At 33.0% G+C, this 24,454-nt stretch carries 41 protein-coding genes; 39 read left to right on the top strand and 2 right to left on the bottom strand.

Annotated features, from left to right (window positions below; all coding sequences use genetic code 11):
- Nucleotides 1–238: 238 nt before the first annotated feature.
- From V7126_RS19260 to V7126_RS19230, 7 genes are all read left to right on the top strand, one after another.
- Nucleotides 239–445: a helix-turn-helix domain-containing protein gene (locus V7126_RS19260; protein ID WP_006640584.1), complete on the top strand. Its 207-nt coding sequence runs from the start codon at nucleotides 239–241 to the stop codon at nucleotides 443–445.
- Between the two features lie 98 nt (nucleotides 446–543).
- The gene (locus V7126_RS19255; RefSeq protein ID WP_046132657.1) at nucleotides 544–861 is read left to right on the top strand and encodes a hypothetical protein; all 318 of its coding nucleotides are present in this window, start codon (nucleotides 544–546) and stop codon (nucleotides 859–861) included.
- A 38-nt stretch (nucleotides 862–899) separates the two neighbouring features.
- Nucleotides 900–1,364, top strand: a complete 465-nt coding sequence (locus tag V7126_RS19250; protein WP_046132656.1) for a hypothetical protein — start codon at nucleotides 900–902, stop codon at nucleotides 1,362–1,364.
- A gap of 32 nt (nucleotides 1,365–1,396) precedes the next feature.
- Nucleotides 1,397–2,017, top strand: a complete 621-nt coding sequence (locus V7126_RS19245; protein ID WP_096891761.1) for a hypothetical protein — start codon at nucleotides 1,397–1,399, stop codon at nucleotides 2,015–2,017.
- A gap of 39 nt (nucleotides 2,018–2,056) precedes the next feature.
- Nucleotides 2,057–2,236: a hypothetical protein gene (locus tag V7126_RS19240; RefSeq protein ID WP_048356248.1), complete on the top strand. Its 180-nt coding sequence runs from the start codon at nucleotides 2,057–2,059 to the stop codon at nucleotides 2,234–2,236.
- 42 nt (nucleotides 2,237–2,278) lie between these two features.
- Complete coding sequence (locus V7126_RS19235; protein WP_048356247.1) at nucleotides 2,279–2,533, top strand: hypothetical protein; 255 nt, start codon at nucleotides 2,279–2,281, stop codon at nucleotides 2,531–2,533.
- A gap of 27 nt (nucleotides 2,534–2,560) precedes the next feature.
- Nucleotides 2,561–2,782 carry a hypothetical protein gene (locus tag V7126_RS19230; protein ID WP_006640579.1) on the top strand — a complete coding sequence of 74 codons (222 nt, stop codon included), beginning with the start codon at nucleotides 2,561–2,563 and terminating at the stop codon, nucleotides 2,780–2,782.
- A 50-nt stretch (nucleotides 2,783–2,832) separates the two neighbouring features.
- On the opposite strand, the gene V7126_RS19225 is transcribed toward V7126_RS19230, so the two are convergent.
- Nucleotides 2,833–3,012 carry a hypothetical protein gene (locus V7126_RS19225; RefSeq protein WP_065894433.1) on the bottom strand — a complete coding sequence of 60 codons (180 nt, stop codon included), beginning with the start codon at nucleotides 3,010–3,012 and terminating at the stop codon, nucleotides 2,833–2,835.
- A gap of 92 nt (nucleotides 3,013–3,104) precedes the next feature.
- On the opposite strand from V7126_RS19225, the gene V7126_RS19220 reads away from it, so the two are divergent.
- The 26 genes from V7126_RS19220 (at nucleotide 3,105) to V7126_RS19095 (ending at nucleotide 19,575) form a co-directional block, all read left to right on the top strand.
- A complete protein-coding gene (locus tag V7126_RS19220; protein WP_048406372.1) occupies nucleotides 3,105–3,554 on the top strand; it encodes a hypothetical protein in 450 nt (149 codons plus the stop codon).
- A 307-nt stretch (nucleotides 3,555–3,861) separates the two neighbouring features.
- Complete coding sequence (locus tag V7126_RS19215) at nucleotides 3,862–4,098, top strand: hypothetical protein (RefSeq protein WP_065894435.1); 237 nt, start codon at nucleotides 3,862–3,864, stop codon at nucleotides 4,096–4,098.
- A gap of 23 nt (nucleotides 4,099–4,121) precedes the next feature.
- The gene (locus V7126_RS19210; RefSeq protein WP_065894437.1) at nucleotides 4,122–4,406 is read left to right on the top strand and encodes a recombinase family protein; all 285 of its coding nucleotides are present in this window, start codon (nucleotides 4,122–4,124) and stop codon (nucleotides 4,404–4,406) included.
- A gap of 83 nt (nucleotides 4,407–4,489) precedes the next feature.
- Nucleotides 4,490–5,341, top strand: a complete 852-nt coding sequence (locus V7126_RS19205) for a DUF4238 domain-containing protein (protein WP_065894439.1) — start codon at nucleotides 4,490–4,492, stop codon at nucleotides 5,339–5,341.
- A gap of 56 nt (nucleotides 5,342–5,397) precedes the next feature.
- The gene (locus tag V7126_RS19200; RefSeq protein WP_335498398.1) at nucleotides 5,398–6,993 is read left to right on the top strand and encodes a hypothetical protein; all 1,596 of its coding nucleotides are present in this window, start codon (nucleotides 5,398–5,400) and stop codon (nucleotides 6,991–6,993) included.
- A gap of 14 nt (nucleotides 6,994–7,007) precedes the next feature.
- Nucleotides 7,008–7,235, top strand: coding sequence for a hypothetical protein (locus V7126_RS19195; protein ID WP_006640571.1), 228 nt, complete (start codon nucleotides 7,008–7,010; stop codon nucleotides 7,233–7,235).
- Nucleotides 7,236–7,370: 135 nt separating this feature from the next.
- On the top strand, nucleotides 7,371–8,537 hold the full coding sequence (locus V7126_RS19190) for an AimR family lysis-lysogeny pheromone receptor (RefSeq protein WP_083217252.1): 1,167 nt from the start codon (nucleotides 7,371–7,373) through the stop codon (nucleotides 8,535–8,537).
- 402 nt (nucleotides 8,538–8,939) lie between these two features.
- The gene (locus tag V7126_RS19185; protein WP_065894445.1) at nucleotides 8,940–9,149 is read left to right on the top strand and encodes a hypothetical protein; all 210 of its coding nucleotides are present in this window, start codon (nucleotides 8,940–8,942) and stop codon (nucleotides 9,147–9,149) included.
- Complete coding sequence (locus tag V7126_RS19180) at nucleotides 9,146–9,448, top strand: hypothetical protein (protein WP_065894446.1); 303 nt, start codon at nucleotides 9,146–9,148, stop codon at nucleotides 9,446–9,448. Before V7126_RS19185 ends, V7126_RS19180 begins: the two co-directional genes overlap by 4 nt.
- Nucleotides 9,449–9,511: 63 nt before the next feature.
- Nucleotides 9,512–10,612 carry a tyrosine-type recombinase/integrase gene (locus V7126_RS19175; protein ID WP_065894448.1) on the top strand — a complete coding sequence of 367 codons (1,101 nt, stop codon included), beginning with the start codon at nucleotides 9,512–9,514 and terminating at the stop codon, nucleotides 10,610–10,612.
- A 57-nt stretch (nucleotides 10,613–10,669) separates the two neighbouring features.
- Entirely contained in the window at nucleotides 10,670–12,046 is a 1,377-nt protein-coding gene (locus V7126_RS19170) for a DNA sulfur modification protein DndB (RefSeq protein WP_065894450.1), read from the top strand.
- A gap of 17 nt (nucleotides 12,047–12,063) precedes the next feature.
- Entirely contained in the window at nucleotides 12,064–13,068 is a 1,005-nt protein-coding gene (locus V7126_RS19165; RefSeq protein WP_335498392.1) for a phage lytic cycle repressor MrpR family protein, read from the top strand.
- A gap of 387 nt (nucleotides 13,069–13,455) precedes the next feature.
- Nucleotides 13,456–13,728: a YopT family protein gene (locus tag V7126_RS19160; protein ID WP_048356239.1), complete on the top strand. Its 273-nt coding sequence runs from the start codon at nucleotides 13,456–13,458 to the stop codon at nucleotides 13,726–13,728.
- Between the two features lie 788 nt (nucleotides 13,729–14,516).
- Nucleotides 14,517–15,254, top strand: coding sequence for a hypothetical protein (locus V7126_RS19155; RefSeq protein WP_046132647.1), 738 nt, complete (start codon nucleotides 14,517–14,519; stop codon nucleotides 15,252–15,254).
- Nucleotides 15,251–15,598, top strand: a complete 348-nt coding sequence (locus tag V7126_RS19150) for a hypothetical protein (RefSeq protein ID WP_065894454.1) — start codon at nucleotides 15,251–15,253, stop codon at nucleotides 15,596–15,598. The genes V7126_RS19155 and V7126_RS19150 overlap by 4 nt, the downstream gene beginning before the upstream one ends.
- 81 nt (nucleotides 15,599–15,679) lie before the next feature.
- Nucleotides 15,680–15,874, top strand: a complete 195-nt coding sequence (locus V7126_RS19145) for a hypothetical protein (RefSeq protein WP_212941603.1) — start codon at nucleotides 15,680–15,682, stop codon at nucleotides 15,872–15,874.
- Nucleotides 15,875–15,902: 28 nt separating this feature from the next.
- A complete protein-coding gene (locus V7126_RS19140; RefSeq protein ID WP_065894459.1) occupies nucleotides 15,903–16,190 on the top strand; it encodes a hypothetical protein in 288 nt (95 codons plus the stop codon).
- A 36-nt stretch (nucleotides 16,191–16,226) separates the two neighbouring features.
- Complete coding sequence (locus V7126_RS19135; RefSeq protein WP_164918155.1) at nucleotides 16,227–16,370, top strand: hypothetical protein; 144 nt, start codon at nucleotides 16,227–16,229, stop codon at nucleotides 16,368–16,370.
- Between the two features lie 18 nt (nucleotides 16,371–16,388).
- The gene (locus tag V7126_RS19130) at nucleotides 16,389–16,637 is read left to right on the top strand and encodes a hypothetical protein (protein WP_128748129.1); all 249 of its coding nucleotides are present in this window, start codon (nucleotides 16,389–16,391) and stop codon (nucleotides 16,635–16,637) included.
- A gap of 35 nt (nucleotides 16,638–16,672) precedes the next feature.
- A complete protein-coding gene (locus tag V7126_RS19125; protein ID WP_065894462.1) occupies nucleotides 16,673–16,963 on the top strand; it encodes a hypothetical protein in 291 nt (96 codons plus the stop codon).
- A 169-nt stretch (nucleotides 16,964–17,132) separates the two neighbouring features.
- Complete coding sequence (locus V7126_RS19120) at nucleotides 17,133–17,351, top strand: hypothetical protein (protein ID WP_048355015.1); 219 nt, start codon at nucleotides 17,133–17,135, stop codon at nucleotides 17,349–17,351.
- Between the two features lie 260 nt (nucleotides 17,352–17,611).
- Nucleotides 17,612–17,812, top strand: a complete 201-nt coding sequence (locus V7126_RS19115) for a hypothetical protein (RefSeq protein WP_048355017.1) — start codon at nucleotides 17,612–17,614, stop codon at nucleotides 17,810–17,812.
- A 32-nt stretch (nucleotides 17,813–17,844) separates the two neighbouring features.
- On the top strand, nucleotides 17,845–17,988 hold the full coding sequence (locus tag V7126_RS19110; RefSeq protein WP_164918129.1) for a hypothetical protein: 144 nt from the start codon (nucleotides 17,845–17,847) through the stop codon (nucleotides 17,986–17,988).
- A gap of 70 nt (nucleotides 17,989–18,058) precedes the next feature.
- The gene (locus tag V7126_RS19105) at nucleotides 18,059–18,478 is read left to right on the top strand and encodes a hypothetical protein (protein WP_231592135.1); all 420 of its coding nucleotides are present in this window, start codon (nucleotides 18,059–18,061) and stop codon (nucleotides 18,476–18,478) included.
- A gap of 41 nt (nucleotides 18,479–18,519) precedes the next feature.
- Nucleotides 18,520–19,047, top strand: a complete 528-nt coding sequence (locus V7126_RS19100) for a hypothetical protein (RefSeq protein WP_046132636.1) — start codon at nucleotides 18,520–18,522, stop codon at nucleotides 19,045–19,047.
- Between the two features lie 324 nt (nucleotides 19,048–19,371).
- Nucleotides 19,372–19,575, top strand: a complete 204-nt coding sequence (locus V7126_RS19095; RefSeq protein ID WP_046132634.1) for a hypothetical protein — start codon at nucleotides 19,372–19,374, stop codon at nucleotides 19,573–19,575.
- A 66-nt stretch (nucleotides 19,576–19,641) separates the two neighbouring features.
- On the opposite strand, the gene V7126_RS19090 is transcribed toward V7126_RS19095, so the two are convergent.
- Nucleotides 19,642–20,454, bottom strand: coding sequence for an ATP-dependent DNA ligase (locus V7126_RS19090; RefSeq protein ID WP_046132633.1), 813 nt, complete (start codon nucleotides 20,452–20,454; stop codon nucleotides 19,642–19,644).
- Nucleotides 20,455–20,546: 92 nt separating this feature from the next.
- Here V7126_RS19090 and V7126_RS19085 point away from each other — a divergent pair, with 92 nt between their 5' ends.
- The 6 genes from V7126_RS19085 (at nucleotide 20,547) to V7126_RS19060 (ending at nucleotide 24,373) form a co-directional block, all read left to right on the top strand.
- A complete protein-coding gene (locus V7126_RS19085; protein ID WP_335498380.1) occupies nucleotides 20,547–20,771 on the top strand; it encodes a hypothetical protein in 225 nt (74 codons plus the stop codon).
- Nucleotides 20,768–21,130: a BC1872 family protein gene (locus V7126_RS19080; protein ID WP_046132631.1), complete on the top strand. Its 363-nt coding sequence runs from the start codon at nucleotides 20,768–20,770 to the stop codon at nucleotides 21,128–21,130. The genes V7126_RS19085 and V7126_RS19080 overlap by 4 nt, the downstream gene beginning before the upstream one ends.
- 36 nt (nucleotides 21,131–21,166) lie before the next feature.
- Nucleotides 21,167–21,838: a hypothetical protein gene (locus V7126_RS19075; protein ID WP_335498377.1), complete on the top strand. Its 672-nt coding sequence runs from the start codon at nucleotides 21,167–21,169 to the stop codon at nucleotides 21,836–21,838.
- Nucleotides 21,839–21,871: 33 nt separating this feature from the next.
- Nucleotides 21,872–22,549 carry a metallophosphoesterase family protein gene (locus tag V7126_RS19070; protein ID WP_301207953.1) on the top strand — a complete coding sequence of 226 codons (678 nt, stop codon included), beginning with the start codon at nucleotides 21,872–21,874 and terminating at the stop codon, nucleotides 22,547–22,549.
- A 75-nt stretch (nucleotides 22,550–22,624) separates the two neighbouring features.
- Nucleotides 22,625–22,879: a hypothetical protein gene (locus tag V7126_RS19065; RefSeq protein WP_048355023.1), complete on the top strand. Its 255-nt coding sequence runs from the start codon at nucleotides 22,625–22,627 to the stop codon at nucleotides 22,877–22,879.
- Nucleotides 22,880–23,053: 174 nt separating this feature from the next.
- Entirely contained in the window at nucleotides 23,054–24,373 is a 1,320-nt protein-coding gene (locus V7126_RS19060) for a hypothetical protein (protein WP_301207954.1), read from the top strand.
- The last annotated feature ends 81 nt before the right edge of the window (nucleotides 24,374–24,454 follow it).

Below are 24,454 nucleotides of genomic sequence, written 5' to 3'. Positions count from 1 at the left end.
ACAGCTCTTATCCTTTTTTGCGGGCAAAATTTTGATACACAAATGGATTTTTTAAGATACTACATAGCTCACTAAAAAAATTAAAACAGTATAACAGCAGCGGTAAAAAGTTGCGGGCAATTTTTGCGGAAACGATATAACAGCCAACTTGAAAAATCGCGGGCATTTTCTTAAATAGGAAAATTTTGATTGACATTTTTAAATAGTCAAAGTAAAGTTGTATAAGAGGTGAGAAAAAATGATTAGATCAAATTTGAAGGCTATTGCAGATGAGGCAGGTATTTCAATTTCTCGATTAAGTGCCGAAATAAATCATGGGAAAGAAACCGTTAGAAAAATGTACAACGATGACATGGAACGATACCCACGGGAATTGCTTGATAAGCTTTGTAAGCATTTCAACTGTGAACCAGGAGATTTAATAAAATTCGAAAAAGATGAATAAATTAAATTTCTATTTTATTATTGACTATTTTAAATAGCCGTAATATAATTGAGTTATGAGGTTAAACGAATTAAAAATAATTTAATGGGGGATGAAATATGGTGAAATCAAGAGAAGATGTATTGAATTTATTGAAACGTAAAGGATTTGCTTTAAAGACATATGAAGATCAAGGACTTACATTTTATACAGTTACATATAGTGATCCTGGGATTGTAAAAGGGTTCATTGACAAGTTTTATGAACCGTTAGAAGAGGAAGAGGACTTCGATTGTACAGGTATTGAATTCGTTGTTGAGATTCGAGATGATTTTGAAACTCCTCAATGGTGCTTTGCTAATGGTTTAGAAAAATATCATATTTTTGATAGCGTAGATGAATTTGTTAAGTTCGTTGAAGAGCTGCCGAATATCTGAATGAAATCATACTTTTATGACAAAAAGGGGGGATATCCTTGGATCAGCTTATAAATCCAACGAAACATTCATTTTATTTTAGATTAAGTGAAAGAGACTGTTATAAAGTTCGTACAGGTAGATGTTCTTTGGATCTTAGTGATGAGGAATTTAAATCTTTAGAAGGAAAAGAATACGAATATGCACTTCGGTGTAGAAGATTGGCAGCACACTATATAAAACCTGATATGCATAAAAAACACTCTGGGATATTTGCAAGCATAAATGCTTGTGGGCATATTTCCTTTAGTGATGGCCAGCATAGAATGTGTATTTGTAAAAGATCAGGAGTAACTAAACTACTAGTATACCTTTCAGATAACGGCGATTATGTATGCCATATCTGTCAAGACAAAAACAAAAAGCTTACAGCGTTTGAAAAATTAAAACAACTTTTATTCAATAAATCTCCGAGAAAACTTGCAAGAGAAAATGATTTTATTGATGATGAATTTTTTGATTAAAACCAGTCTTTTATATAAATAAGGGGGAAACAATGAAATTAAGCTTGCTTGCTAATGGGATAGACTCTTTAAAAGCTTCATATAATTCTCTTGAGGATATTGACTATCTTGTTGAAGGGGGAGAGCATAGAGTTAAAGATGCTATCCTTTCTTTGAATCATGCAAATGAAATCCTTTTTAAATTACTTCTTAAACAAAAAGCAGAGTGTTTAGTTTTTGTTGATATTAAAGCCTATATGAATGCTAAAGAGGAAATGCGTTCTAGAGATAAGAGTAATGTGTTTGAGGTTAAGCCAGGTTTGCAGACAATAGGTATTTCTGAAGCAATCAAAAGGTTAGAATTGTTGTGTGATATAGAGGTCTGTTCTTACTTAAAGAGAAGCCTTGATTATTTAAAGCAAAAAAGAAATCAAATAATGCATTATGAAATTAACCTAAATGAAGGTGAATTCAAGGCATTGATAACTAAATTGAAAAATTGCTATGAAAATTCAGTCCGTTTTTTTTCTCAGTATATAGAAGGTCTAAGTGACAAAGTAGAAGATGCGAGATTTGAATTATATGAACAAGATCTAATTGATGATCCTGATGTTGAAGCTATGGTTGACGAAGCATACTATGATTATTTAGCCGGGTTGTCTGAACAACAATAAACCAAATAAAATTACGATTTTAATGGAAAAGGTGAAATCATGTTAAAAATCATTTTAAAAAATGGACGAGAGCTGTTGAATGATCCTGAACTAGGCTTGAATTTAGAATCAAAAGAAGAAATCGAAGAAAACTTAAGTGTAACTGGACGCTATGATTTGTGCACCAGTGATGAAGGATTTATTTGCTTATCTGTTGATGAGATTAAGGATATCATTTGAAATAATGATTGCGATAAAATGCAATTTTAAAGGGTGTTAACTATGAGAGTTAATCGAAATCCGTTAAGGGAAATAATAGGAACAATACAGGTTGAATTTTCACCTGACAGTATTTCAATACCCATGGAAGTTTATGAATGTGGACATTATGCTCCTCCAAAACAAGACATAATTGGCGAATACAATGCGGTAAGGAGAAGATGCGCGAAATGTGGAAGGGGGAAGCCTCCTCAACTTACAAATTTAGAAATAGAACAAATTAAGAACGGTAAACGATTGTTGAAAATAGAAGAGTAGACCGTGAAAATCGAGGTGAGAAAATAGATGATTAAGGCTTATACAGTCGGACATAGAATCCCTGAAGAGATCAAGGCATGTATTTCTGAATGGAATTACTGGAATTGGATTGTTACTGCAAATACACCGAAGAAAAATAAGGATGCTAAAGAGATTATAAACAAAATTGAGCCTGATGTTGATAAAGTTGCAGTATTTAAGAATGGGGATATTGACGTTTATGTTAGCTACATGTTTCCCGTTAAGTAACTTTAAATAAAAGAAGCATTTTAACATAACAGGCAGCGGAAGAAGAGAGGTTAAATACTCTTCTTCATCCCGCAGCGGCGACATTCACGCAAGAATATGCCGTCCTTAACTGAGCTTTTAAACAAGGTATTGTCACAATTATCACATCGGCCATGATGAGCATCTGGATACTCTTTGTAGTCGTAGACAATTGAAGTATCATATCCCTTTGTTTCAAACTCTTTCTCCATGAAAATCACCTTCATAAATAAAGTCAACTTTATAAGAATAACAAATTTCGAAATCCAAATACAGATCAATATCAAAGAAATGAGGAGACAAAATGAAACTGCCCAAAGTCAAAATTGATATCGAATGGAATGAGCTTAACAGTGATAAAAGAATTAAAGACATCGAAGGTTTGATGGAAGTAAACAAATTAAACAACAATGATTTCAGCTACTTTTTTGAATTGCATGAAGATGAAAATGCTGTAGTGTTTGTGAATGTTTCAGGGTATGACCTTGAGGAAGAAGATATTGAAAGTGGCATCGGAAGAGTTTTTCAAACTGAAACAGCAATTATTATCAAAAAAGCGGACAATGTAAAGCTAATCAATGAACTACGCTTTCGCGGCGACTATAATGGAGATATGCTTAATAAATTGAACAATTTATTAAAAGATAAACCTGTTTGGACAATAAATGATTTTGAAAAAGCTGGTGTAAAATTAAATGTTCACGGCTGTGATCCTTTTGGATATTCTTGGTACGATTACATCGATGAAGAATAAAGCATTACCGTTTAAATCCTAATTAAAAGTATAAACAAAACATAAATCAGACATAACAGCAGCCGACAATGATTACGGCCAATTTAATCGAATTAAACAAATTAAAAATAATTACATGAGGTGATTGAGATTGACTATTGAAAATTGGAAAGACAATTTGATCTTTATTGGTGTTTTAAGTCTAGGACTAACAGTGTTTGTATTATCTCTTGCATATTTTGGTCATTAATCCTTTCCTATGTTGTATAATGTTAATAAGGAGAATACATAAGATTGTGTTTGTATTATTGGTTAGAAGGGGAGTCAAATGGTTAAAAATCTGAAAGCTGAATTGGAAAGGTTTAATGTTACATTGAAAGATCAAGACAACAGCGTCTTGTGTGAAATGGAACTGAATATTAGAAATCGGGAGGAGACTATGACGAAAATTAGAGAACTCACTGAGTTGTATATGAAATCTATTGAGGGTGTTACTGCAATTACAGAAACAGTTCATGGCTTAAACTCTGGGCTAGAAATAGAAGAAACAGTGACAAAAATTTAAAAAATGATGAGGAGGAACAAATTATGATTTATGGATATGTCCGAAAGAGTTCAGAGATACAGAAACCTATGCTGCTTAAAAATATTGAAGAACTTAATCAAGCAGGCGCAGAAAAAGTTTATTGCGAAATTGCTTCTGAAAGCAGCGAGGAAAAGCAAGCCCTCAATGAACTTATAGCCGGCTTAAAAAGTGGTGATGAGGTTTATTTACTGGGTTTCAATCATCTCTCTAGAAATGAAAGTGAAGTGAAATCAATTTTGGAAGAGATTAAAGCAAGGGGCGCGGAAACTAAAGTATTGACTAAATAAAGACTGATGAAGATGATATGGTCGAGGATTTCTAAATAAAAACATCGTTTTAATTGAATTATGAATTAGAGAAAGGACAGCATATGCAAAAGAATCCTGTAAGGCAACATACAATTCCAAAAACATATTTAAAACATTTCTCTAAAGATCAAAAGACTATTTATCTATATGATAAAGAAAAATATGAGATTAGAGAGCAAAGTATAGCTAGCGTTTCCATTGTTAAAGACATATATACAGTTATTAATAAGGAAAATGAACAAAAGCTATATGATTTAGAACACCTATTGGCTGATGAAATTGAACCAGTTTACAACCCTACTTTATCATTTGTTGAAGAAAATAAGTATGTTGTTGATAAGAGACAGCTCGCATATTTTATTACTGCTCAATATTTAAGAAGCCCACGAGCCAAGAAACAAATATTAAAAGAAATCCAAAATGCTATAATTACTGGGGAATCAGGAGAAATATTTAACGAAAGAGATTTAAGAATATTTAAATCTGAAATTATTCAAGACAATGGAAAGAAAATAAATTTTAAGGAATTTGTTAAAAAAAGAGAAGAAGGCTTCTCAATAGATACGGAAATTGATGATAGTTGTTATGGGCAATATTTTGTCAACACTATAATTGGAATGTCAGAATCAATAGCAAAACAGAATTGGGCATTTATCAAACCTCCGATGAAGAGGAATTTTTTAACTAGCGATAACCCATATATTTCAGTAAAAGACTTTGAGGATTCTATTGGCTGGTTGAAAGGTGATATCTTTATTTTAAGCAAGAGCCTTGCTCTTGTCATTGGAGACCTTGAGGGATGGTATGATCTGGATTTAAAAGATGTTAAAATGATAAATGTTCATACAGTTAAGAACTCGGATCGTTTTGTATTTTCACATTCAAAGGATCTGTTAAACCGATTTATTAAATAATTAAATGAATTAGGACATTCCCATCTTTAAAATACAACTTCTTTTTGGGTGATTGGATGAAGAAATCATTATTAAAAAATGTTAAAACTTTAGCTACATTTAGTGATTGTTTTGAAGTTAAAGCAACAACTGAAGAGACAATATCAAGCTTAGTGAAAAGAGTGCCATTCTTTGATACATGTATCTTTTTGTCTAAAATGTCAACGGACGAAATGGATGAAGAAGTTTTCAAAACAGTACTCGTACAAACCCTTCTAAATAAAAGGATAAGGTTTAAAGAAGATGCGATAATTCCCAATAAATTATTTTCCCAGCAAACAATATTACAATTTTGGAAGTATCTAATTACATATGGAAATCCAGATAATGACAACAAACTGAACGGTGAGGAATTTGCTTTTTTGATAGGGTATATATCATTAATGATTAATGATACTCTTTGGTTAGAGAAAATTTCAGAATTAAAATCACAGGTGTTTAGTAATGGGATATTTAGTAGTGGTTACGATTTTGATGACTTTGCTGCTGCTATAGCGAGAACGGATTATGTGTATACAACTATTGCACAAGAAAAAAGCTTTTTTAATAAAAACGATTACATGGATATTAACAAAGATTTTTTTAATAAATATGGATATAGTATTAAGGACTATATAGCAGTATGGTTTGGGCTAATCACAGGTTTTATAAACCCTAATGGAAACGCAGACCATTGGTCTATGAAGCGTGATTTTTTTCAAAAAACAAATCTTTACTCTACAGCAAAAACCATATTAATGGAAGAAGGACAAAAAATTGATCATTATATTAACTTTTGTAAAACTAGTTTAAAAAAGCCAATAGATTTTTCTGGTTTTATCTCTAAACCACTGTTATTTATAAATGATGAATATTTTTTACCGATAAGTCTTTATTTAATAAAAAAAGAATTTTTCAAACTCTTATTCTATAAGGTAAAAGATGTTTATCCAAGAGAAAACAATAAGTTTTTATCTTTTTTCGGACTACCTTTTGAGGTTTATGCGCAAAATTTACTTAAAGAATCTTTAAGTAAAAAATTAAAATACAAATTCACTAAGGATTTCAAATATGGAAAAAATAATAAGTCCCCAGATATAATGATTCGCCTTGGAAATAGGTTAATTGTAATTGAAGTGAAAAGTTTTAGACTATCTTTTAGTACAGTTTTCGAGCCTGATACTAAACCTGTTGAGGATGAAATAGAAAAATTTGTAGTAAAACCTTTGCGGCAGGCATGCAAAAGGGTAAAAGAAATGATCGACCTTAATGTTGAATTTTTAAATAATGTGGAAAAAGTGGATTTTATTATAGTAGGTAATGGGGTCATACCTATCATGCAGGAGCATAAAGATATTATAAGTAGAGACATTAAAGAGGATTTTAATAACCTCCCTGTAAATGTTACCTCTTATAACTACTTAAGTATTGAGGAATTTGAATATTTTTGTAGTCTGATGGAAAAAAACAAACCTGTTTTTAAAGTGTTAGAGAGATATTTAACGAATGGCGAATTGTTTGAGAATTTTTTGAACTTTTTAAAACACAATTCTTATAGAGTAAAAAGACCAAAAAAATTAAACGAATTATATAAATTAACCATGGAAGAAATAAGAGACAATTTCTTTAATTAATTTGGAGGTGTTCTATGAGAGACGGTGAGCGAATTAACAGAATAGCAGGGTTGATTACTCAAATCTGGGAGCGACAGCACGACAAAAGCTTTCTGCAGCTTATTGAGACATTGAAAAGTGAGTATAACAGTCAGCAAACTATATTAAAGAAAGAAACGGATCTCAATGACCTTAATAATGATGAAGAGTTCGAAAAGTTTCTTAGAGAGCACTTAAATATCTTAATGAAAAAAGAAAATTGAAGATATTATATAACCTGTAATGCGCAGGGGAGAGTGATCTTCTGTGCATTTAAAAATTATAAACAAATTAAAAATAATAATCGACCGAAAGTGGGCGCCATGATATTATGAATGTATATTAAAAGGGGAAACGTGGTGAAAGAATTGGAGTTGAAAAGGTTATTAAAGAACAAATGCGAAGAAGAGCGAGGACTCGAAAAAGAACTCGCTAGTGTAGCTGGATATTCTAATTCATCTGGGTTTCATCAGTTTATTTTTAACGATAAAAAAGAAATGGATAACATCCAAGGCTTAATAGATGTTGTTCAAAGGGTCTCCCCTGATAATGAATTTGAATTAATGAGTGAATACATATTGACTTTAGATCCCAATAAGTCTGCTGCAAGACAAGGATTAGAATATTTAAGTGTAAATCAGCTAAACGATGCTTTAGATACTCATATCGAGAACTTAAGAGCTGCTAAAAATGCAATCAGTAAGGAATGGAGAAAGGTATACTCTCTCCAAAGAGAACTCGACTGCGGAAAGATAAGCATCGAAGAGTGCATAAGGATTCTGGGAGAAATTAATCCTAAATCACCTGAAATGAAGGTTTATTCAAGGTTAATTCCTATGTATTCCATTCTTGCTTCAAGGCAGTTTACCAGGCTTAAAGATATGAGTGAGAACGTCGTCTTAGACGTTATCAGGAACGAGAATTATGTTTATTATTCATTTAAAAGTAGATATATGCTGTTGTTAGCTAACTGTTTTTTTGGAACTAATGAACTTGAAAAAGCACGGGAGTATGCCAAATATGGAATGGAAAACTCAAATGTAAAAAGAATTAATTTTTTCTCGTTTCTTACCTATGGGAGTTCTTTAATGATGACTGATTATGAGAAATCTAAAAGTTGTTTTTTAAAAGGATTAGAACTTGTAAAAGGGGATGCATTTTATGAGCGATTTGCTATTAGGAACCTTTGTTTTTTAGAGAATTTATGGAATAAAGAAAACAAATATTTAAATGTAGACTCTAAGGAAATCATAGATAGACAAGAGGTTATTCATTATCTTATCAGAAAAGGGGATATTGGACAGGCCAAAAAAATGCTTTCTAAATTAGAGGTTTTAGAGCAAGACGCTAATGAAATGGGATTGCATTATTATTACAAAGGACTTGTTGAACATTCTAAAGATTATTTCTTAAAATCAGTTAAGTATTTTAAAATGAGCGGTGATAAATTCTCTTGTAGACTGCCTTTAATGGAGTTGGAGAAATTGGGAGTAGACAAAGAAATTTTAGAGATAATGGTAATGTAATTCGATATCCTTGAAAGGAGGTGATAGTATGAAGAAATTATTGATCGGAATCTTTGTTTCAGCTACTCTTCTGGCAGTAGGATACGTTGCTTCCCAAGTTAACAACAGCGGCTATTCTATTGCAGGGTTTACGGTTGGAGCATAAAGTTAAATAAAAGCACTTTATACATAACTGGACGTTTGACACTTTAGTCAAGCGTCTTTTCCATTTTCTTAGAATTTTTATTAAAATTCAAGTTCTCCATTTCAGTAAAATCATAAGTCATGCAGCACATTCAAAAAATCCAAAAAGAATGTGCTATTTGCCGTGGAAAAATAATCTAAAAGGGTTTACAAAGCTTCTTATATCAATTAAAATGATAATATATTAATAAATAGTTTAGTTAGAGAGGGGTTCAGATTATGATTCCATGCGGCCAACAAAGCAATAACACAATTGAGTACTTCAAACAAGCATATGAAAATAAATTAAGAAAGTATGGAGAAAAATGGATTTTTGATGTTGATCATGAAAAAGAGCAGCTAGATAAAGAAAAGAGAAAAAATATTAGAAAAGAACTCACAAAAGGTTATTTGGCGCTACTGAGTGCACAAATAGGGGAAAATAGATGAGAAATATAAAAAACAAATTAAAAGCAGATAATGATTATGGAGAGATTATAAAAACATTTCAAGACGAAAGGCTACATATTAGACATCAATTATTACGATCCAACAGCTCAATGGAGTTGTTTAGAGCGAAATTAAGAATAGATGAATTTTTTAAACAAATAAACGAATCGATTAAAATAATTAGAATAACTTGTAGTGATCTATTTGAAAAGAAAGAAAAGAATAAAGAAGTTCTAAAATTTTTATTAGACATAAAAGAAGACGCATTGAACGAATTTGGAGTTTTCCTATCTAAATAAAAACAAATTAAAAATATAAATCGAATACATAATATAGCTTATAAAAAGGGGGATTTACGGATAATGGGTGCTCAAGTTAAATCTATCCGGGAATACTCGGTCTTTAATGATATTTTAACTTATTTAAGAGAGAAAGACACCGAAAGCTTGGCCGGAAACGTTAAAGGATTTGACAGAAAACAAAAGAAAAAATCCAAGTACGGACTTCAATCAAACACAGCAATAAATTATTTAGGTGACATAAAGCAGTTCTTTAGATTTTATTGTAAAACTGAAATTGAATTTTTAAAAGAGGAGCATCTGTCTTTTAAAAGGTCAGATGTTTTGGCATTTAAACACCATCTTGCACAGAAGGGATTAGCTAACACAACAATTAATCGAAAGATCGCAGCATTGAAATCGCTTCACTCGGAGCTCAAGAGACTGTATCCTGAATTTGTTGACGATGATGCTTTCTATAAAATTAAAAGAAGTCCTGAAATAAAGAGAACTAGGGCAAACACTTCCCAAATTCAAGCAGAGATGATCTGTGAAAATATGTTCATATATGAAAAGCAAAAACCACTTTTGAAAAAATTGTTCGGAGGTTTTTTGCTTAGATCATCTTTCAGAATATCGGCTGCCCTGGACGTTAGATGGTGTGATTTTGAGGTTTCTTCTGAAAACCCGGATTGGTTTATTGTTACGGTCATTGACAAGGGAGCGAAATTGCGTACTACAGGTATACACAGAGTGTTTTATGAACAGTTACTTGCATTAAAGAGTGAAGAAACAAAAGACACTGACAGAGTGTTTGAAGGACTTTCAGAAGACGCTTTTAGAGAATCACTAAAGCGTGCATTGAAAAGACTTGGAATACCTGAAGAAAAAGGTATAGTACCTCATTCATTTAGAGGAGTGGGAATAACTGAAGTATTTGAGGCGACAGGGAAAGATTATAGAGCTGCAATGAAGCAAGCAGACCACAGCAGATTCGACACAACACTACGTTATTTAAATGATAATAAAGACATTTCACAGACTGCAGGTATTATAATGGATGAAGAATTAGATGTATCCATTTTGAAAGACATTACAAAAGAAGAATTCTTACGTTTTTTTGAGCAGTGTGATAAACAAACGTTAAGAAAGGCATTACATTTTTTCGCGGTTAAACCATTATAATCTTGATTAAAAAAAGGCGATCTGCTACATTTAATTTAGATTAAATGAGGTGATGTAATGAATTCTCCAATCATTTTTGATGCGGAAGCAGATAAAAAATTAATGGATGGGTTACTTGATGTTAAATTAAAAATACAACACGATAATAAATTAATGATTTCTTTTAGAAATTTGATGGCTAAAGATAAATTTCAGCCTGGGAAAACGCAGGAGCTTTTTAAACAATTGAGTAACCCAAATGCTGTTTTTACAACAATTGAAAAATATTTTCTTGCAAAAAATTTGTATACTTTAACAAGAGATGAAACAATTTCACCTGAAAATTATTTTCCCCCTAACCGTATTAAAGAGATGGAATTAAATTGGGAGGGTTATGAGAGTGAAGAGGTTTCATTTCCCTATACATTTACAGATGTAACAAAGGTTTCAGAAGATAATTTTATTTTTCTTGTTAAAGCAAGTGAACTGCATAAACTATATGAATCACAGCTATTGCGCTATAATCCAAAAGCTCAGAGAACAGATAAAACACTTTATATCGAAGAGATTGAAGATGAAATACCAGTTCCTGATCTCGTTGATGCTTCCGTTGAAGCAATTGCAAAATTAGTGGAACAAAATGATTTAAATAAATCGGTATTGACTTTCAATGCCTTATTAGGCAGCTCAGAAGAGGGAATTGAACTGTTATTCGATCCGGAAGAAAGAAAATTAACTGTCACTAAAGGAACGCAATTGGATGTGATTGATGGATGGCACAGATTGAACGGTATAAATAGAGCATTCAGAAGGAATCCAAGCGTTAACGATTTTTATTTGAAAGTTGATTTGTATAACTATACAATGAAAAAAGCGAGAAAACATTTTGGACAACAAAACACCATCAATCCTGTGGCAAAATCTAAAGTTGCAGAAATGAGTGAGAATGATTATCTGTCAACTATTATTAATTTTATTAGAGATAACAGTGATATAGGTGAGTACATTAAAGTAAATAGTGATGAAATTTTTAGAAATGAAAAATTCGTCATTACATTCCAAAGGTTTATTACAGGTTTAAAAATGGTTCTCAATTCTTTAAATTACAAAGTGGATAATCTAGCTGAGGCAAGAAAGTTGGGCATGTATCTTACGGAAGTGTTCAATACTGTTTTTAGTTCATACATCGATGATTTTACAAATCATTCATTTGGTAAAGAGAGAAGAAGTCTAATCACCGCGTCTCCTATTATAATAGGCATTTTAGCATTAGGAGTAAAAATGAAACAGAAATCAAAATCTGCCGAGGAAATCGATAAGGCACTTTTGAATGTGGATTTTTCCATGGATAACGACCTATGGAAAAGTCTAAAAGTATTAAATAATAAAAAGCATGTTCAGTTTAGGTATGGCTTAAAACATGTGATTGATTACTTTTCCAAGTTAGATGTCTAAGTTTAGAGGTGCTTATAATGAAATTATATAATGAGGATATAAAGAATAAATTTTTAGAAATAGTCAATGAGAAAGAGGTGCCTCAAATCCTTTCTATATTTAGAAGAGGAGCAGAGGTTGAAAAATTTTTAAAGAAAGATCTTTATGATTTTAACTCTAATGAAATCCTTGATTATTTGACACTCTTGAATAGATCTACAACTTCATCTTTATTGAGCTGCTGGTCACACATTACAAAGTATATTGATTGGGCGATTTATCAAAAAATAACTAAAGGCACTACAAACTTGTCTAGAGATTTGACAATTGAAGATGTTAAAAATTGTATTGACGAAGGAAAAAAACTTTATATTACTGCTAATGAATTTGAAGGGATTATTGACACTTTAGTTAATCATAGGGATAGAGCTATGTTTATGCTGCTGTTTGATGGAGTTCAGGGACATAGATGTAGTGAAATACGTAATTTAAAAAAACCCGATGTTCTAAAAGCAAAAGAAAACGGAAACATCCTAACTGTGCATGATGATAAATATGGATCAAGGGAGATCAAGGTCAGCGATGAATGTATAAATGAATGCCTTCTTGCAGCAGATGAAAACAAATATCATAACAAGAATGGAGCTTCAGAATCATCAAGAGGGAGTATGTTTACCTTAGCGGATAATGAATATGTTATTCGGAATAAAAAAACAAGCACCCAAAAAGACTTAGAGAGATCTTCTTTTAATGTTGTTGTTTATACCATGAGGACTGTACTGGCCCCAGAAGTTAACGATTATCCTTTCTTAAATCCGACAAGGATAAATAGATCGGGTGTTTTGTATGAAGGCTATAAAATATATAAGGAAAAGGGTAAATTAGAGAAAAAGGATTATGAGCAGATCATCAACAAAAGAAGTGAACGGTATGATGACTTATCTAAAAAAATTTATAGCATCAAACAGTATGTAAATGAAGAAGAGATTAAAAAGTATTACGCTAAAGAACTTGGAATTAAAGACGGCATTAAAATGCGTTAATGAAATGAGCGCCCAGAGTAGGGGTGCTTTTTTATTTTACTAAAAATCAGATTTGAAAATTCAATAAAATTTTGAGTAAATTTATCGGAGAAATCCATTCAAATGAGTCTATTCGACATAATGAGACAAAAATAGCTATTCTCTTAAGAATTGACATATAGTAACATAGTCATACGGAACGAAGAGATGTTGGTGAGTCTAATGAGTCATAAGTCCTTTTTATTTAGGATATACTTTCAGAATATTATAAATAAGGTCTTTTAGCCTAGTGATTTGAGGATATAAAAATACCTCTAGAAATGTTTAGCAAAAAGAGGTATAATAAACTCACGAACAAAACAGAACAAGTGTTCTGTTCCAGAAATTCATTATATAGGGGAAATGATAATGGCACAACAAAAATATCTAAACAATTGCTTACTACAGATTGACACTTTCATTGAGAATTCAGCAGACTCTGTGAAATCTTCAAAAAACAAAGCTGAATTTTTACTTGAGAAATTGCAAGAGGCTTACAAAATTGTTTTTATAAATATAGACGGGGAAGCTGAAGAGTTTGATATCTGTAACCTTGAGTATGAAGTTGAAGACACAGAAGAATGGGAAGACGGCTATATAGAGGATACAGATGCAGCATTGAATCAAATGATTAAAATTTAAAAGGACAACTGAAATGGATATATCAATTGATATTGCCTTAGATAACATTGAAATCAAATTGAAGAGCAAAAGTCTTTCGTCTAATAAGTTTTCGGCCGTGATAGTCCTTCATGACAAAACCGAGAGCAATTTGAAATTAACGATTACCACTGAAGATATAGTGAAGTTAAGAAATGAAATCAACGAGTTCATCTTCAAAATCAGATGACAGTCAATGTCAATAGGGATGGATGAAAGTAAATAAATTTAATGACTTTTCAAATCCCTATTGACTAAACATTTTCTGTATAATACAATGTAAACAAATTAAAAGTATAAAAAAGGTGGTGTTAAAGATAGAGATTGTTTTTCAAAAGATGAAGAAGATACTTGATTCACACAGTAGAGCACTACATGATATGAAACAAGGGGATTTCAGACGGGCAATCGGGGACTTGCATTTTGTTATCGAAAACGCCCAGGAAGCAACATACATACTGAATGAACTCATTGAGGAGAGGGAAGAGAATGATTGCAGCATACCCGACGAAAATTTTTATGAAAGATTACAATAAAATTAGCTTATTAAAAAGAATTAGAGAAAAAGAGGCAGTAGGATGGGAGTGCGCTCAACGTATTTCAAAAAGATGTGTAGAAACAGTACTACATAACTGCAATAAACGTACATATTCAAGTCGATTCGAATATTTTGTGGTAATGAAGAAGTCAAACACTAATTAAAAGTGTAATTGAAACATTGTTTTAAATAAAAGATGCATTTTAAACGAATTAAAAAGGGAGTATGATTCATGGAGGTTTTGCAACCAAGTCAATATTTCGAAATGGTTAAGTCGAAACAAAACAAAGTTACAGATGAAGTTCTTCAGCAATATTACGATAATTGTTTGGTGTTATTAAACAAATATAACAGAACTAACCAAGTTAAGGCAGCAAAAAAACTGATTTTTCATCTTGAAACAATTGAAAAAGAACGTGAAATTGTGAAGCTGGGAATCGATACTTTTATTTATAGAGATGATATCGAGGAATTCATAGACAATATTGCAAAAAACACTGTAAAGATCATTGAGCTTGAGAACTATGAACGAGAGATCCCTGATGACGTGATTCATAAATATGAAAAAGTAAGCGATAAATTCGACCGATTTTACGTTGTGTTTACTGACTATACAGGGAGGATCGAAAAACAGGTGGAGAAAGAAAGGCGGGATAAAGATCCAATTCTTTTTGGAACATTTCAAGATGAATCTAGTGGTACTTTAATTGAACGGTTTTATTACATAGGTGATTGGGAAGACGAGTATTGCGATTTAACTTTGGACAAAATGATTTCTGAAGTCAAGAGATCTAAGAACAAGGATATTTCAATAACAATCAGTACTCCTCAAGACATAAAGCAATTAAAAAATCAACTAAATAATATGGATGACAGCGTTGACGGGTTCAGAATAAATCGAGAACGTAAGCTACATAAACTACATAAACGTTCAAGTTGGTTAAAAAAGCTTTTTGGGAATAAGCAATGAAAAGAAACGTAGATCTTACGGACAACAGGGATTTTCAGAAAATTAAACAAAGCCCCTTGAACTTGTCAGTTTATAGAGTGCTGAAAAAATCAGTTTTTCCTTGGAGTACGGAAGCACGTGTAAAGAGCGGGGATTTATATCAATCAGAAATAATATTAACTGGGAATGCCATGCAAAGGAAGCAAAAGAGAGAATCTAATGCATTTGATTTGAGTTGCCAATGCTGCGGTAGAAAAGACTCTTTTTATCAGACAATTACAAAGTCGACTCTTTGCAAGGTGTGTGATGAATTGTTAGAAAATGATTCTTCCAATAAGTTTCCGTGGTCGGGATTTGAAAAATAATGTGAGACAGGTGATTATGTGTTCTACTTGGGGATTGCTTTATTCGCTTGGTTAGCAATTGGATTCCTAGCAGGAGTCAAAATGGTTTTTGTCGATCAAATCCTTGAAAGAGATCTGGTAAGGGAAGCTCAAAAAGAACTAGATCAGATGGATGCAGATGTGGCTGAGTTTTTCCTGGGAAACAAAAAGGCTTTTATCGCGGCCATGACTTTGTTGGGGGTTGTAGTGGTTGTTGTCCTGCTCAAAGAAAACATAAAGTCGTGGATGAAGAATTAGTTTCAAAATAATTAAAAGGGTGATTAGGATGTTTATTAAAAAACAAACCAAAAAGATGGTTATAGAAGTGTTTCATAATTCCTTGGATGAGATGTGGGAAACAATCAAGCGACTGGAACAAGAGGGGTGGTCTGGGAACACAAGAGTGAGCGTTGTAGGGATGCCTCTCTTTGAACTTAAATTGCGTAACGATGAGGAGGTAAAGAGGTTTAAAGAATTATATCAGACAACAAAAGTGCAAGAGCCTGAAGGAGACTCGCTCTTTGATGACTGTACATATGTTCTCTATACAATTCATGAACGGGAAATTAAATAAAATTGAAGTTTTAAAGGAAAGAGGAGGGGGATTGCAGTGAAACACAAAGTGCTAATAGAAGAGCTAAAATGGATGATCGAAAACAAAATCTCACAAACAAGTATAACAGATGGAACCAGGTACTATCTACTGAGCAGAGATCAACTAGAAGAAATTATTGAAGCATTAAAGAGAAATTAAAATGAAAAGGAGATCTTTATGTTAACTAAAAAGGAAGTTGTTGTTTTTGATCCAGAAATTGCAAAGGTGGGGAATCCCATCAAAGTAGTTTGGTATAAAGATAGACCAGATGAGATAAGGGATTGTGGAATTATTTTAAAAAATAACGGGGCGCTCTTGGTTTATGGGGTGGTTGATAGTGATGGAAAACTCAAAAGGATTGAGCTAGAAGCGCAGAAGGTTGCAAGGTCTTCAGTTGAAGTGAAGGTAGGTAACTGGGATTTCTAATAAAAAGACTGTTTTAAAGAAAAGGGGGAGAGCACGTGAAGTTTAAAAATAAGAGCTGCGATGAGGTTCATGTTGAAATCAATGGGGAAAGAGTTGATGTAAATTCACTTGAAGAAGGCAGCGTAACTCTAGAAAGATATAAGAATACCAGGGCAAATTCTGATGGATTTGAAGCACTTTATCCCAAACTAAATGATGAAGCACTTATACATGCTGCTAAGAACCACATCAGAAATATCCCTATAAAGAGAAACCCGGTTACATATGAAGAGTCATTAGCCGCGTGTATTGCTCCAGAACTAATTAAACGATTGGAATTAAAATAAAAGGATTATTTTATCCAGAGAGGGGATGGAAGTATCGGTTACATCAAATACATATTCGAAACAGCCTGGTTCAACTTAGTATGGTTTAAATGGCATTTGAAAGCAGATATCAAAGTATTTGAGAATTGCAGATGGGAAGACTATGTAGAATCCAAGAGGAGGCACAATGATGAATTACAATCTTAATGATGAGACTCTTAAAGAGATTTTTGATTTTTATTTTGAGTCTCATGGACAGAAAGTGGAAGAAGTTCAGTTTCTTGAAAACCGTGTTCTTGTAAGAACTAAATCAAAAGTCAATAAGCGTATTGATATTCCTGAATTCATACATAAAAGACCGCACAGAACAAAATATGCGAAAGTGAAGGCACTGTTAGCTGTTAAATGATAAAGCGAAATAAGGAAAGGGTGAAAAGAATGGATTTAGTTGTCTTTAAAAGAGATGTTTTCTTTGAGGATGAACACAGGAACCGCATTTTCAAAAAGGGTAAGGAATATGAAATATTAAGCGAGGATAAAGAGTTCATATATGTCAATTCCAAGCCGAAAACAAACGAATGTTCACAAATCCCAAAAAAAGAAGAAGGTTTTATTTTTGAATACAAGTAATGTGGCCTTCACCAAAACAGGGGAAGGGAAGGTGGGGAAATGACAGAAGAAAAAGAGTTCACACGGCTAAAAAGAAAGACACAAAAACTCATTGAAAAATGCGACGAAAAAGGGATCGAGTTTAATGATATTGAAATTTCCACGATTTCAAGAGTTGGACATGCTGAAAGCATGAAAGATTTATCTTGGTTAGTTTTATATATGATGGAAGGTTTTTTTGAAAAATATAAGGTCAGGTAATGGCGCGGGTGCCGGAAAGGAGAATGAAAGATATGAAAAAGGGTTATCGAGTTTTTGATTCCCGAAACAACGCTTCATTTTTTGAAGGAACTGAATGGGAGTGTATGGATTTTATTCTAAAGAATTACCCAGGAGAAGATTTTGCACATGTTTTAATTGGGGAAAACGAGTTTTAAAAACACGTAATGCAGCGATAGATTAAATTAAAATCGTCATTTTAAACAAATTAAAAGATTACTTCATCGAGTGGGAGGAGGATTATATGGGTTTAGATGTAACACATGGCGCCTTCAGTGGGGCATACTCGCGTTTAATAATCTTAGAAGGTTTTTATTAAGATCAATTGGAGGTAGTTGGCCGCCTCACGATGATAAAAAATTAAAGGATGGCTATTGGTATTTTGGTGATGGTTATTCCACAAAAACGCATAAGGGGCTAACTGCGTTTTTCGGTCATTCAGATTGTGATGGTGAAATTAGTCCTGAAATGTGTAAAATTGTTGCGGATGAATTAGAAGCCATCTTGCCATATGTAGAAGAGTTAGCGAAAAAAGAAATGTCTCATGGTCATATATTACGTGATGGTGGATACATAGTGTGTACAAAACAGTTTATTGCTGGCTGCAGACTAGCACATGAATTAAATGAACCATTGGAGTTTAGATAAAAGCATGTTTTTATCTGAAAGTAATTAAAAGGGGAAAATTAATGAAGGATATTCAATTTTTAAAGGAGCTGCAGGAAGAACTACGAACACAAGACACAGATTGCCAGGCAGCACCTCGTTTTTGGGCATTGATGGACTACAGGTGGAGAGAAACCACAGAGGGAGAACATGAAAGGGTAAGCATTTATTCTTCCGATGAAGCCGAATGTTATGAGTTAAGCGAATATGCTGAAGATATTCTCGATGATAAATACAACATGTACGCAGAGGAAATGCTTGAAGAGCTTAGAGAACTCTATGACCTGGATGATGAAAGCGAAATGCTGGAATGGATAGCTCAAAATGTTAATGATGAAACTTTTCCGATTTTTGAAATAGAAGAATCATTTATTGTTCCTAACACTATGTTTCTGACAAAAAAAGAAGCAAAAGAACATATCAAAAGAAATCGACACCATTACACTAAAAAGGTACATACATACGCTATGACAGCTTGGAGAGCACCAAAAGTTGAGCGCTTAATGAAAATATTAGAGACGTTTGATTGGGATTCAATTAAAACCAAATAAATATGGTTTTAGCTCAAATACTCAAGGCAGAGCCCACCGCATCTACAATACCAGCAAAATCAACAACTGTAGATACATTACTCATAAGTTCTAAAGAGTGGTTTGTCAAATACATAAAATCAGCCCCAGTTAAAAAATTTGTTGCTAAGATTAAGAATGTCAAAAAAGTGAATTTTAAAGCTGGTTTGTTTTGGGTGTAGGAGCAGCCTTGAATATTTGAGCTTGTACATAATGTACCATATTTTAATCAATTAGTCTAAATACCTCTTACGTTCTAGTTAAATAGTTATTTTATTGGAAAAGGTGAGATAGGGGAGGGTAGTATTGTTACCAAATCAACGATCAAAAGAACAAAGGATGCATGATTATATTACAGCCATACAACAGATTGAATGGATTTGCAACAGAGCACGTAGACACGGAGTAGATATGAATAATGTAACAGAGATAGAAGAAGCAGTAGACATGGCGTTGGGGAGAGATGAAGAAACTCAAAAGTGGATGAGAAAACAAAAACTAATTGAATAATGTATTAAATTTTCACTTAGGAAATGGAGGATGGATTGTAGCAAGAGGTTTATGTAATGGAGAGCATTAATCTCTCCAAGAATTAAATGAGGGGATACGAAGCTTGCCATTTTTAGTCTTAAAACGGTGCTTCACATTACATAATAAAGGCTTAATGAATACATAATCATCAGTTTCATATTCTATTTGCTTGATAGAATGGAAGTATTTGCGCTCATCGAATGGCATAAATTCCATGAATCCGGCAGCTAAACCGTCAGGATAACTTAGAAAAAACTTGATATCCTCCTTAGTGTATCCAGTAATAAGCACGTCAGTGTACTGATAATTTATAATCTTGATCCAGTTTACTGATCTATTGTTGATCTCGTAAGGGGAATTTGCTTTCTTAAGTACGATTCCTTCAAGATTCTTTTCTTTGGCCATTTCAAAATAAGCTTTGCCTTTACCTTGAATTCCTTCAACAGTGAAGACATTCGGATGGTTAAGGTTTAGCGATCTTAGGAATTCCTTGCGTTTAACAAGTGGCTCTGAAGCTATTGAAATTTCATTTAGTCTTATGACATCAAACACACAATAAACAATTTGATGAGAAGATTTGCTTGATTGAAAACGTTCCATAACAGATTCAAAATCGGGTAACCCATCTGAATTAGTAACGATAATTTCCCCATCTAAGACTGTCCCTTCGGGAATATCAATATCATGCAGCTCAGGGAATTTATTTGTGACTTCATTATTATGGCGCGTGTAGAGCTTAATCTTACCATCTTGCTTAGATAGGATGATTCGTATTCCATCAAATTTAAGCTCAGTAATGTAGTCTTCATCATCAAAGGGCTCTTTGGCTGAATCAAGCAGCATTGGAGCTATAAACAAAAAACCACCTCCATTTAAATATCTTATCTAAGGGGAGATGTTATTTAAAGTAAAATGCTGATGGTACTTAATGGATTAAAAGGAGGGATGTAATGCACCAAGCAACAGTGCAGCACAAAGATGTGAAAGTATTGATTAGGGGAATCTGGACAAAGAAGAAATTCACTGAAATAGAGCGCGGCCAGACGTTTATGATAGAGGAAGATGGAGTTTTTAAGAAATACATAGCAAGAACAGAACCGTATTGGGATGAGGAATTTGAAGCTTTTGTTGTTGATGTGATGGATAAAAACAAATTGAGAAGAGGGATTAGATGAGAAGTAATGCTGTAATTAATGAATTGATTCAAGACCGATTATTCAACGGTTACAAGAAGAAGAAAATCACTCCAGATGAATGTTTTGAGTTTTTAGGGGATATTGTGGCCGATGAATTGGCTTTTGATAATGATGGGAAAGTGGTTAATCTTAAAAATTTTGCAGGAGAAATGAGTTTAGCATTACAGGTGGTTGAGAAGCTACAAAAAGATTATGGACTGAATTTTTATTTATCAAGAGAACACGATTTTATCGGTCTGGAAGATTGGTGTGCTTCTTTTGATGAGTATGAAGCTTGGGCAGAAAAGCCAGAGAAAGCAACATGCTTAGCGGCATTAAAAGCACTGAAAATTAGATAAAACAGAAATTTTATGAAAAATTAAAGGAGGATATTAATGAATTATTTTTATGAAGAAGATTTTTATCATGAACCAAGCGAATTTGAGATGAAGATGAATGAATTGAAGGAAAGTTTATTGAGTTCAGTTAAAGAAGAATATGTAGCCGAGATGAATCGTCTTAAAAAGGAAAACCAAGAACTGCAAATCATTAAAGTAAATTTCGAGAATATAAAAAATGACTACAGGAAAAAGAGATACGAATTAGATTGTGAGCGCCAAGAATTAAAAAGAAAAATTAGAAAAGAACGGCTATCAGAGCTTATGAAAGATTTTGAAGTAACTATGTACCGAGCAGATTATGAACTTATAGAGCAACCTAAATGTAATAAATGTAATGCTCAACGAAAAATTGAATATCTGACTCCCTTGGGCAAAATGGCGTATGAGACTTGTGATTGTGCTGAAAAAGAGGAATTTTTTATTCCAAAAGAGTTCATTTGTCACGAGTTTCGTATGAATAATGATGGAAATAATATTCTTGCTTGGTACAAATCGAGAGAAAGTTGTGGTGAAGATTATTTTACTCATGAAATATCAACATTTGCCAAAACAATTTACAACTCTGGAATGGACTTTGAAAAATTAGATAGATGGGACACTTTCTTTAAAACAAAAGAGGAATGTCAGGACTATTGCGATTATATGAATAAGAACAATATTGAATAAAAACAATATTTTATTATAAAAGGAGAGGATGGATTGAAGTATAATAAAACTTTTGTAATCAGTGATATACATGGTGAGTATGAAAAGTTCGAGGAATTAATGAAGCATTGGGATCCGGAAACGATGAACCTTGCTATTCTCGGAGATATGATTGATCGAGGCGAGAATTCATTAAAAGTCGTTCAAAAAGTTATGCAGCTCAAAAAGGAATACCAAGACCAGGTAGTTGTCCTGAAAGGTAACCATGAAGACATGCTTTTGTTATTTTTGGAAGTGCAGGACTATGAAACAGGAGACTGGTATTTTAATAACGGCGGCAATCGAACTTGTGCAAGCTTCGTTGAGGATGAATACATATTCTTTAAAAGCTATGAGGAAAGAGCAAGACAGATGATGCAGCGAAAAGATGAGATTAAATTTATTAGAGAACTTCCAATGTATTATGGATTTGGTGATGTTTTATTTGTTCATGCAGGGATAAACCCTTTATTAAATGACTGGAAGGAAACACCTAGGAATGAATTTCTCTGGAGCAGAGGATGTTGGAATTTCAAAAACCAAACAGGGAAAATAGTTGTTTTTGGTCACACCATTACTCAATTTCTTCATCCAGATAAAAGAAATGATATTTGGATTAGTGAATGCGGAACCTATGTCGATATTGATGGAGGCGCAGTTTTTGGAGGACAGTTAAATGCAATAAATAAATGATAAAGGTGAAATCCTAGAAAAGTATAAAGTATTATAAGTATATAAACTAATTAAAAATAAAAAGGGTGAATATTCATGTCGGTTGAACAACTATGCGGAGGACAATGTACAGAAGAAACAATTGAATTGGTCAGAAAGCAATTACTGCAGCAACAAAGTTCCTTACTCACTCAAAAAGCAAACATTGAGGCTAAGATTAGACGTCTGACAGATTTACTGCAATTAGAAAATGACAACCTTGAAAAGGTTAAATGTAAATTAGGAAAGATACAGTGTGAGCTTGAGGAACTGGATTGTTTAAAGAAAGCCTTGTATGAAGAGGAATTTTGATAGGAGAATAATAAAATTCCAAAGAAAGGATCTTTTTAGATCCTTTTTTCATTTAAACATCTTTGGAAATAAACCCATATAAATGGATGTTTAAACCCAAAAAAACAAAAAAATAGTTGTTTTTGGGTTATTCGTATGTTAATTTATAGTATTAATGTCAAAGGAGGGGATTGTTTGAATAAAAAGGTATTGATTACTCTTGCTTCAATGTCGCTCATTTTTACAACACCAATTGCTCAGGCAAAAGGAGAAGAACTAGAAACGGAGATTAATCCAAAATCAAAGGAAGTAATGTTGGATTGGAATGATGTTGGGGATAGGTATGAAGTTTATTCTGAAGGTAAGCTGGTATGGAAGGGGACTGAGTCGAACTATATTCAAAAAGACTTATCTCCGTCTAGTCCACAAAGATATGATATTGTAGCATATAAAGATGGTAAGAAAGCGGACACGATTAATGTTGATACTAGGACATTGCCAGAAAAACAAGCAGCGATTAAAAATGTCTCTGATGAAGAAGCGCCTAATCCATTACAGTCTGATGGGTACATAGACAGTACGATTAATGATAATGTGCTGACTTTAAAATTAAGAGGAAATGTCCAAGATGATTTTGATGGAAAACTTAAAGTATACAAAGATGAAAAACTCTTAGACGATGACGCTGAAGAGACATTCGTAGATGAAGATGTTAAACCTGGGGAAATTTATGTTTATAAATTTGTTGCTTTAGAAAAATTAAGTGAATCTGAAATTGAACAGGTGAACAAGGAGTTTGAAAAAAGAGGGGAAACAATCAGATTTGATCAAATGAAAGATTATTATTTTAGACCACATGAATACATTAAAGCGATTAAGATTCCTGAGCAGAATGAAAAAGTGAATAGCCTAGCTTGGGAACCTCCAGTTGGCCCACATCCCAACCAGACAGGTATAATGTATAGAACTTTTATTCCTGACAAACTTGTACCTGCTAAATCGATTTGGAGTGGGCTTGTTGGGAGTGATAAATTTGGTGGTGATAACAGATCTTTTAGTTTTTCGGGTGGATCTCATCGCACTCAAGTTGAGGCAGTAGCTAGATTTACATCAAGTGGATCAACAACATACTTTAGGAAGCATGTTGGTTTGACAAAATTATATGATAAAAACGGAAAATTCAAAAAACAAAAGCGAGCCTCGTCTAAGGATATCACTTTACAGCAAGGAAATAAAAACAAGAGCCAGAATTACTTTCTTATTAATCATAATGCCAAAGTAGCTTTTAATGATTTTGGTTGGGTTACTCCCGGTATAACTTATACTGTAGGCGTAGTAGTCTATAAAAATGGCCGGTTAACGGCAACCGGAAACAGAGACCAGGCGCCAAGCCATGAAATGTACGCCTATATTCCGTATTCTGATGCAATGGTTCCGCTATTTAAAGCAAACAATAAGGGCTTTGAATATCTTGCGCCACCAATGCCTAATGCTCGTATAAATGTAAGCATATAAAACATTAAAAACGCACTGGCTTTTTAAGAGTCAGTGCGTTTCGTCTTTATAAAAGGTAAAATTAGGCTCATTAGTAAAGTG

Origin of the sequence: Bacillus sp. JJ675 (genome assembly GCF_036963165.1) — a bacterium.
GTDB classification, from domain to species: Bacteria; Bacillota; Bacilli; order Bacillales; family Bacillaceae; genus Bacillus; species Bacillus glycinifermentans.
The sequence above is the reverse complement of the archived record's forward strand: the minus strand, read 5'-3'. Positions and strand labels throughout refer to the sequence as shown.